The sequence below is a fragment of the uncultured Intestinimonas sp. genome (assembly GCF_944387245.1).
Classification (GTDB): Bacteria; Bacillota; Clostridia; order Oscillospirales; family Oscillospiraceae; genus Intestinimonas.
On sequence record NZ_CALXEE010000081.1, the window covers coordinates 1 to 9,424 of the forward strand.

At 63.0% G+C, this 9,424-nt stretch carries 8 protein-coding genes; 6 read left to right on the forward strand and 2 right to left on the reverse strand.

The features are described from left to right. Window positions 1-18: 18 nt before the first annotated feature. Window positions 19-888, reverse strand: a complete 870-nt coding sequence (locus tag Q0K15_RS09570; protein ID WP_294515625.1) for a DegV family protein — start codon at window positions 886-888, stop codon at window positions 19-21. 3 nt (window positions 889-891) lie between these two features. Next, window positions 892-2,271, reverse strand: a complete 1,380-nt coding sequence (locus tag Q0K15_RS09575; protein ID WP_294515626.1) for a radical SAM protein — start codon at window positions 2,269-2,271, stop codon at window positions 892-894. A 347-nt stretch (window positions 2,272-2,618) separates the two neighbouring features. Here Q0K15_RS09575 and Q0K15_RS09580 point away from each other — a divergent pair, with 347 nt between their 5' ends. The 6 genes from Q0K15_RS09580 (at window position 2,619) to Q0K15_RS09605 (ending at window position 9,384) form a co-directional block, all read left to right on the forward strand. After that, the gene (locus tag Q0K15_RS09580) at window positions 2,619-3,683 is read left to right on the forward strand and encodes a hypothetical protein (RefSeq protein WP_294515627.1); all 1,065 of its coding nucleotides are present in this window, start codon (window positions 2,619-2,621) and stop codon (window positions 3,681-3,683) included. A 219-nt stretch (window positions 3,684-3,902) separates the two neighbouring features. Beyond that, entirely contained in the window at window positions 3,903-6,113 is a 2,211-nt protein-coding gene (locus Q0K15_RS09585; protein ID WP_294515628.1) for a hydratase, read from the forward strand. 118 nt (window positions 6,114-6,231) lie between these two features. Continuing rightward, window positions 6,232-7,137 carry a metal ABC transporter substrate-binding protein gene (locus Q0K15_RS09590; protein ID WP_294515629.1) on the forward strand — a complete coding sequence of 302 codons (906 nt, stop codon included), beginning with the start codon at window positions 6,232-6,234 and terminating at the stop codon, window positions 7,135-7,137. Continuing rightward, the gene (locus tag Q0K15_RS09595) at window positions 7,134-7,907 is read left to right on the forward strand and encodes a metal ABC transporter ATP-binding protein (RefSeq protein WP_294515630.1); all 774 of its coding nucleotides are present in this window, start codon (window positions 7,134-7,136) and stop codon (window positions 7,905-7,907) included. Before Q0K15_RS09590 ends, Q0K15_RS09595 begins: the two co-directional genes overlap by 4 nt. Next, complete coding sequence (locus Q0K15_RS09600; RefSeq protein ID WP_294515631.1) at window positions 7,907-8,776, forward strand: metal ABC transporter permease; 870 nt, start codon at window positions 7,907-7,909, stop codon at window positions 8,774-8,776. Before Q0K15_RS09595 ends, Q0K15_RS09600 begins: the two co-directional genes overlap by 1 nt. Before the next feature lie 17 nt (window positions 8,777-8,793). After that, entirely contained in the window at window positions 8,794-9,384 is a 591-nt protein-coding gene (locus Q0K15_RS09605; RefSeq protein WP_294515632.1) for an MBL fold metallo-hydrolase, read from the forward strand. Window positions 9,385-9,424 lie beyond the last annotated feature (40 nt).

Below are 9,424 nucleotides of genomic sequence, written 5' to 3' on the forward strand. Positions count from 1 at the left end.
CTCTTTGTTTCCAAGTTGTCAGCGCTCGCCGCCCCAGAAGATGAGGGCCAGCATACCGGGACCGGTGTGAGTACCGATGACCGGACCGATGGGGGCTGTCTGGATCTCGCTGTCGGGGAAGGCCTCGTGTACCAGGGCTTTCAGCTCTTCCGCCTTTTCCGGGCTGTCACCGTGGCCAATGACCACCAGTTTACCCATGGAGGGCTCCCAGCCCTTCTTCATCCGCCCCAGCTGGGCGGACATGGCCCGACGGCCGCCTCTGAGCTTCTCGGCCACCTCCAGCTTTCCCTCTTCTGAGACATGGAGCATGGGCTTGATCTGGAGCGCCGTACCCACCACCGCAGCGGCGGTGGAGATACGGCCGCCGCGGCGCAGGAACTCCAGGGTATCCACCGTGAACCAGTGGCAGACGGAGAGCCGGTTGGCCTCCACCCAGTCGCCCAGCTCGTCAAGGTCCATGCCCTCGGCCATTTTGCGGGCCGCCTCCCGGACCAGGAAACCCTCGCCCACAGAGGCGCAAAGGGTATCGACACAGCGGATGGTACGCTCCGGGAAGGATTCGCGCAGCTCCTCAGCGCACATCCGGGCCGTCTGGTAGGTGCCGGACATGCCGGAGGTGAAGCACAGATACAAAATGTCCTCACCCGCCTCCAGACAGGGGGTGAAATGCTTGAAATATACATCAGGGCGAATCTGGGTGGTGCTGGCGGTAGCACCTCCCCGCAGGGCGGCATAGAACTCCGCCACATCCAGATCTCCGCCCGGCCCGTAGATCCGGCTCTTCCCGTTCAGGATCACCTCCATGGGGAGGACGGTCACCTCTGGGAACCCCACCATCATCTCCGGGCTGTGATCGGCGGTGGCGTCGGTAAAGATCCGGTAGGCCATGGCTTACTCTTTCGCGCAGCCGGCGCAGGCGCCACAGTCGTGGCCGCTCTCGGCCCACAGCCGGTCAGCGGTGGCCTTCCAGTTCTCGGCGTAGGGGGTGGTGCGGTCGCACAGGGTATCCGCCGCCTCGGGGCTCTCGTAGTCGGTGGACTTGGCGCCGGTGGCCTTGACCATGGCCCGCAGCTTCTCCGGGTTCTCCAGCATGGGGCAGGGGCGGAGCATGTTCTGGTTGAAGGGCTGACCATCGTGGTAGGCCATGAAGATGGGGGACTTCAGGGCGTCCAGCAGGCTGCAGTCACGGATATTCACGTTGGAGTAGTGGATGAACACGCAGGGCTCCACATCGCCGCGGGCGTTGATGTGCAGGTACCGGCGGCCACCGGCGATGCAGCCGCCCACGTACTCGGCGTCGTTCTGGAAGTCCATGGCGAAGATGGGCTTGGAGCCGCGGAAGGCGCGGATGCGGCGGTACATCTCCGTGCGCTGCTCGGGGGTGGGGAGGAGCTCGGTGGCGGCGCCGCTGCCCACGGGCATGTAGTGGAAGAACCAGATGAAGAGGGCGCCGGCCTCGATGATCATGTCGTAGAACTTCTCGCTGCTCACGTCGGCGTAGTTCTGGCTGGTATAGCAGGTGGAGATGCCGAAGGGCAGCTTGTGGTCCTTCAGCAGCTTCATGGCGTGCATGACCTTCTCAAAGTCACCGCTGCCGCGACGACCGTCATTGGCATCGGAGAAGCCCTCCAGGCTGATGGCGGGGACAAAGTTCTTCACCCGCAGCATCTCCTGGCAGAAGTCCTCGTCGATAAGGGTGCCGTTGGTAAAGGAGAGGAACTCGCAGTCGCTGTGCTTCTCGCACAGCTTCAGGATGTCGGTCTTGCGGACCAGAGGCTCGCCGCCGGTAAAGATGTACATATAGGTGCCCAGCTCCTTGCCCTGGGTCACGATGGAGTCCAGCTCCTCAAAGGTCAGGTTCAGCCGGTTGCCATACTCAGCCGCCCAGCAGCCGGTGCAGTGCATATTGCAGGCGCTGGTGGGGTCCAGCAGGATGGCCCAGGGCACGTTGCAGTTCTCCTTCCGGGCGACCTCCTCTTGGGTGGCGCTGCCCTGAAGGCTGGCATTGACGATGAAGTTGCGAAAAAACGCCTTCCGCACACCGGGGTCCAGGGCGTAGACCTTCATAATCAGGTCATACCAATGGTTCTTCTCCTCGATGGACTTGCGGAACGCCTGACGCTGCGCGACGTACCAGTCCTCGGGGACCAGCTTATCCACCAGGTTCATAACCTTGGGAATATTGGTTTCGGGATCTTTTTCCAAATAGGAAAGGGCCTGGGTGACAGCCGCGCTGATGGCAGCGCTCTTGGCTTTCTCTGCAATGCTCATTATGATCAACCTCATTTCTTCTCTGCCTGCTCCGCCGCTTCTCAGATTTGCCTTGGAGTTTTCTGTTTGCTTTCATTTTAAAGCGGGTGCACCTTCGATGTCATGGGACAGGCTGAGAAAAGTGAGACATTTTTCGACACTTCTCAAAATTGTCACCTTTCGGGACACTTCAGCCAAATTGTCCCTTTTCTTCCGCCGGCCCGCTTTTTATGATAGAGCTACTGTAATGTCCCAGAGGTCAATGCCATGCGTCTTGTTCGCACGGCCTTTTGTCGCGCACATTTATATCGGTAAAAATGTGACGGCTGCTCTGCGGGACCCAGTTTTCGTTTCCAGGAGGGGAGCAAATGGATCAAGACGCATTCAAACGCGCTGTGGTAGAATCTGTTGTGGACCGGAGCCTGCGTGACATCCGGCGCGATCCCCGGCGCGGTATCCGGAGATTGGCTGACTTGGGCGATGTGACGGCTGCCGGTCCCTACCAAAAAAAATTTCTTACCATGATTCGCCGCATGCTGGAACAGGAGGACAGCCCCTATTATACTATGGTGTGCAACGCGGTGCGGTCGGCGGACAGCGAGCGTCTGAAGACCTTCGGTATCAATTTCGGATGGAACTGTCTCACCGTCGGCACCAAGAAGATCCGCACCCTGGAACAGACCCAGACCTGGAGCATTCCCTGGTCTCTGACCCTCCACATCGGTGGTGGGCCCGAGGATCTGGACGCCCATATCCTGATCCGGATCATCCGTGAGGGAATGAAGCTGGGGATTTACACCTACTTTCTCTTTCCAGACGGCATGGGCCGCTCCATCTCTACCGCCCTGGACGCGGTCACAGCGTCGGAGGACTGTGCCTTCTTCCTCTTTCTTCCGCCGGAACAGACGGATGCCAACGTCATTCAGTCCCTCACGGTCCCCCGAAACCTGATGCTCGGCATCAGCAGCGAAGGTCCGCAGTGGCAGTCTCTGGCCACCCAGCTGCGTCAGGAGGGCGCCCTCTACTTCCTCTATCGGACCTATGACAGCCCCGACGAGGCCTTGGATATCGCCTCCGGCAAGTGGGCGGATCAGCTCTCCCCCCTGGCCGGCATCGGCAGCATCTGCGTGGCGGGCCAGGACTGTCCCGCTCAGTGCGGATCTCAGGTCTACCAGTATGCCCGGCGCTCCCGGATCGAGCAGCGCTACCCTACCCTGGTTCTGGACTACTATCTGGACAATCTTTATACGGACGCCTACATCTCTCACACCGCTTGTCTGTCCGGCGTCTGTCCCAACGGTGAGCTCACACGCTTCCAGGATGGTCGGGAATATCCAACCGGGCTGTCGGTACGCTCGGCGCATCTGGATGAGGTTCTTTCCCAGATCCCATCCAGACCTATGACCCCGCCCCAAGAAAGCGGTTGCTTTTAAAAACATATGCCGTATGCGGTCAAAATAGAAATCGAATCTTTTTAACTGATGCTCGAGACCTGCCAGCGCAATCACACCGGCGGGTCCCGGGCTTTTTCTGCCTCTACACCAAGGTAAAGCCTTGTCCTCCCCCCCCCTTTATGCTATAATTTTAATGGTTTATCCTTCCCGGCGTTTTGCCGCGGAGACGCATTTTCTACCGATGGAGGTATTTCAAATATGATCAAGATCACCCAGTCCCCCGTCCTCTTCCAGGGCGGCGCCTTCGTGTCCACCTCACCCCGCCCCGCCGCAGAGCGGACCGGCACCATGGCCTACGGCATCCTGAAAGACCACAACACCCTAGACGGTATGGACCGCCTGGCCATCCGCTTCGACGCCATGGCCTCCCACGACATCACCTACGTGGGCATCATCCAGACCGCCCGCGCCTCCGGCCTCAAGGAGTTCCCCCTGCCCTACGTCCTCACCAACTGCCACAACTCCCTGTGCGCCGTGGGCGGCACCATCAATGAGGACGACCACGTCTTCGGCCTCTCCGCCGCCAAGAAGTACGGCGGTGAGTTCGTCCCCGCCCACCAGGCCGTCATCCACTCCTACATGCGGGAGCGCTACGCCGCCCCTGGCCGGATGATTCTGGGCTCCGACTCCCACACCCGCTACGGCGCCTACGGCACCATGGCCATCGGCGAGGGCGGCCCCGAGCTGGCCCGGCAGCTCCTCTGCAAGACCTATGACATCGCCTACCCCAAGGTCATGGCCATCTACCTCACCGGCGCTCCCCGGCCCGGCGTGGGTCCCCAGGACGTGGCCCTGGCCCTCATCGGCGCCACCTTCAAGGCCGGCATCGTGAAAAACTCCGTCATGGAGTTCTTTGGTCCCGGTGTGGCCAATCTCTCCATGGATTACCGCTCCGGCATCGACGTCATGACCACCGAGACGGCCTGCCTCTCCTCCGTGTGGTCCACCGACGACTACACCAAGGCCCACCTCGCCGCCCTGGGCCGGGGTGACCAGTATAAGGCCCAGGCTCCCGCCGAGGGCGCCTACTACGACGGCGTCATCGAGGTGGACCTGTCCTCCATCGAGCCTATGATCGCCCTGCCCTTCCACCCCTCCAACGCCTATACCATCCGGGAGTTCAAGGCCAACATGGCCGACCTTCTCCACCAGGTGGACGTGGACGCCGCCGAGCAGCTGGGCGTCAAGAACGCCGCCCCCCTGGAGCACAAGATCGTGAACGGCCAGTTCCATGTGGACCAGGGCGTCATCGCCGGCTGCTCCGGCGGCATCTACCAGAACCTGGTCCGGGCTGCCGAGATCCTGAACGGCCAGCCCATCGGCTCCGACGCCTTCTGGCTCTCCTGCTACCCCGGCTCCATGCCCATCAACCTGGAGCTCACCAAGAAGGGCTATATCGCCTCCCTGATGGCCGCCGGCGCCTCCATCCGCTCCTGCTTCTGCGGCCCCTGCTTCGGCGCCGGCGACGTGCCTGCCAACGGCGGCTTCTCCATCCGCCACTCCACCCGTAACTTCCCCAACCGGGAGGGCTCCAAGCCCGGCGAGGGCCAGATCTCCTATGTGGCCCTCATGGACGCCCGGAGCATCGCCGCCACCGCCCGCAACGGCGGCATCCTTACCGCCGCCGACGAACTGCCCGACGTGCCCGCCGACCGCCCCGACGAGAGCTGGGCCTATGACGACTCCGCCTACAAGGCCCGGGTCTACTTCGGCGTTGGCAAGGCCCAGCCGGACACCGAGCTGGTCTACGGCCCCAACATCGCCGACTGGCCGGAGCAGATCCCCCTGCCCGAGAACCTGCTCCTCACCGCCGCCGCTGCCATCTACGACCCCGTCACCACCACCGACGAGCTCATCCCCTCCGGCGAGACCTCCTCTTACCGGTCCAACCCCCTGCGTCTCTCCGAGTTCGCCCTCTCCCGGAAGGACCCCCAGTACGTCCCCCGGGCCAAGGCCATCCAGGCCGAGGAGGCCAAGCGCCGTGCCGGCCAGGTCACCGACGCCCTCATGGGTCACGACCCCAAGACCACCGGCCTGGGCTCCTTCATCATGGCCCTCAAGCCCGGCGACGGCTCTGCCCGGGAGCAGGCCGCCTCCTGCCAGCGGGTGCTGGGGGGCTGCGCCAACCTGTGCGCCGAGTTCGCCACCAAGCGCTACCGCTCCAACGTGGTCAACTGGGGCATGCTGCCCTTCCAGGCCGCCGGCGTGAAGGACTGGAACATCCAGCCCGGCGACCAGCTCTATATCCCCGGGGTCCGGGCCGCCCTGGAGCGGGGGGACGAGTCCATCCCCGCTGTTCTCATCCAGAACGGCCAGGAGAAGAACGTCACCCTCACCCTCCCCGGCATGACCCAGGAGGAGCGGGACATCGTCCTGGCGGGCTGCCTCATCAACTACTACGCCAAATAATTTCCCCACACCAAACGCGGGCCGGAGCATATCCGGCCCGCGTTTTTGTTTTACAAATGCCCAGCGATGAGGTATAATATATACTGTCAGAAAATCAAAACCATTATGAGGTGTTCCCGTGAAAAAAACCATGCTCTCTCTGCTTCTCTCCGGCCTGCTCCTGCTCACCGCATGCGGCGGCGGGACGGCGGCCACCCCCGCGCCGGTGGAGGCCGACGATACCATTCACATCCTGGCCACCACCTACCCGGTCTACCTCTTTACCACCGCCGTCACTGAGGGGGTGGAAGGGGTGGAGGTCACCCGTCTCATCCAGGAAGAGATCTCCTGTCTCCACGATTACACCCTCACCGTCAACGACATGAAGGCCATCGAGGCTGCCGACGTCATTGTCATGAACGGCGTGGGGCTGGAGGACTTCATGTCTGACGCCCTGGCCACCTCCGATGCCCCCGTCATCGATTGCTCCGAGGGGGTGGAGCTCCTGGAAGCCATGGGCCATGAGGGCCACGACCACGACACCGAGTACGATCCCCACATCTGGATGGATGAGGGGAACGTCTCCATCATGCTGGAGACCATCTCCAGAGAGCTGTCCGCCCTGGACCCCGACCATCAGGAGACCTATGAGGCCAATCGGGCCGCGGCCGACGCCGCACTGGGCTATGACGCCGACAAGCTCTCCCAGCTCTCTGGAAAGCCTCTCATCACCTTCCATGACGGCTTCCAGTACTTTGCCCGGGCCACCGGCCTGGACCTGCTGAAGGCCATCGAGGAGGAGGAGGGCGCCGAGGCCAGCGCCGCCGAGATCAAGGAGATCGTGGGCCTCATCGGGGAATATGACATCCCCGCCATCTTCACCGAGAAGAACGGCTCCGACGCCACTGCCCAGGCCATCTCCCGGGAGACCGGCTGCGGCGTGGAGCAGCTGGACCTGGTCATGAGCGGCGACGGCAGCGGCATCCAACCCTACGTCGACGCCATGAACCAGAACATCGACACCATACTGGAGGCCCTGGGATGAGCGTACACAAGCACGACGACCTGCCCGCCGGGGCGGGGTGCTCCCGGGCCTGCTGTCTCCGGGCCGAGGGCCTGGGGGTGACCGCCGGGGACCAGGTCATCCTCCACGACGTGGACTTCCACCTCCACTGTGGGGAGATCACCGCTCTCATCGGCCCCAACGGCGCAGGCAAATCCACTCTTTTCAAAACGGTTCTGGGGCAGCTTCCCCACACGGGGACCATCGATTTCCAGCAGGCGGGCGGCAAACACACCCGCCCCCTCATCGGCTATGTACCTCAGTCCCCTTCCTTCGATCGGGGCGACCCGGTGAGCGTGCTGGACCTCTTTTCCGCCTCCATCTCGGACTGGCCCGTCTTTCTCCCCACCCCCAAGCGGCTCCGCGCCAGGGTGGCGGAGTGTCTGAGCCGGGTCCACGCCGAGGGCCTCATCGACAAGCGCATCGGCGCCCTCTCCGGCGGCGAGCTCCAGCGGGTGCTGCTGGCTATGGCCTTGGAACCGGTCCCCCACATCCTCATCCTGGACGAGCCCCTCTCCGGTGTGGACATCGAAGGGGAGAAGCAGCTCCTGGACATGCTGGACGAGGTGCGCACTCAGTACGACCTCTCCATCCTTCTCTCCACCCACGACTTTGCCACCCTGGAGGAGTACGCCGACAAGGTCATCCTCCTCCAGAGCACGGTCCTCAAGGCGGGCAAACCCGCCGAGGTCCTCACCTCCCCCGAGTTCCGCGAGGTCTTTCACCTGACGCTGGGAAGGGGGGTGGGCTGATGGAGCTGTGGTATACCATTGTGGACCTGCTCCCCTTTGACTGGGCCCAGCCGGGTTCCATGTACTTCATGAAAAATGCCCTGCTGGCGGTTCTGGTCATCTCCCCCCTCTTCGGTATCCTCTCCACCATGGTGGTGGAGAGCCGCATGTCCTTTTTCTCCGACGCCCTGGGCCACTCCGCCTTCACCGGCATCGCCATCGGCACCCTCCTGGCCTCTGCCTGGCGGCTCTTTGCCGGGGTAGATCCCATGTGGGTGGCCATCCTCTTTGCCGTTGGATTTGCCCTTCTCTTCACCTATGTCCGTCGGAAAACCAGTCTGGCCAGCGACACCGTCATCGGCGTCTTTTCCTCCACCGCCGTGGCCCTGGGCATCTTCCTGGCCACCTTCGGCGGCGGCAGCTTTACCAAGTACAATGCCCTCCTCATCGGCGACATCCTCAGTGTGGAGCCGGTGAAGATCGGCCTCATGGCTCTCATTTTGCTGGTCGTGATCGTGCTGTGGGTGTGCTCCTTCAACCAGCTCATGCTCGCCTCCGTCCACCCCGCCCTGGCCGACAGCCGGGGCATCCGGGTCTTCTGGCAGGAGGCCCTCTTCTCGGCCGCCATCGCCGTGGTGGTGACCGTAACCATGACCTGGGTGGGCCTGCTGGTCATCAACTCCCTGCTGGTCCTCCCCGGCGCCGCCGCCCGGAACGTGGCCCGGAACATGCGGCAGTACCACCTCATCTCCCTTCTGTCCGCACTGGCCGCCGGTATCGCCGGACTGCTCACCTCGTATTACATCGGCTCCTCCGCGGGCGCTTCCATCACCCTCTACCTGGCGATCTTCTTCGCCGTGACATTCTGTTTCCGGAAACAAAGGCTGTGACACAAGGAGGTATTACCATGGCAACACTGCTCTTTCAGGGACACGCCAGCTGCCGCATCACCACCCGGGCCGGGGCGGTCATCTACATCGACCCCTTTGCCGGCGAGGGCTACGACCTGCCCGCTGACCTGGTGCTCGTCACCCACGAGCACGGGGACCACAACGACCTGAGCAAGGTGACACTCAAGCCCGACGGCGTGGTCATCCGCTCCGCCGACGCCCTGGCGGGCGGCCAGTACCACAACTTCGACGTGGCCGGCGTCCACATCCAGACCGTCCCCGCCGGCAACCGCAACCACGATCCCAAGGAGTGCGTGGGCTACATCCTCACCATGGACGGCATCACCCTCTACCACGCCGGTGACACCTCCACCATGCCCCATATGAGCGTCCTGGCGCCCCGGAAGCTGGATTGGGTCCTCCTCCCCGTAGACGGCGTCTACAACATGGACCCCGCTGAGGCCAGCACCTGCGCCAAGCGCATCAGCGGCAAGCACACCATCCCCATCCACACCGACCCCAGCTACCAGTACAACCGCACTCAGGCCGACCGGCTCTCCTGCTCCGGTAAGGTGCTGCTGGAGCACGGTCAGAGCATCGAACTTTAACGCACGTATATAACCGGCCGCCCATCATGGGCGGCCGGTT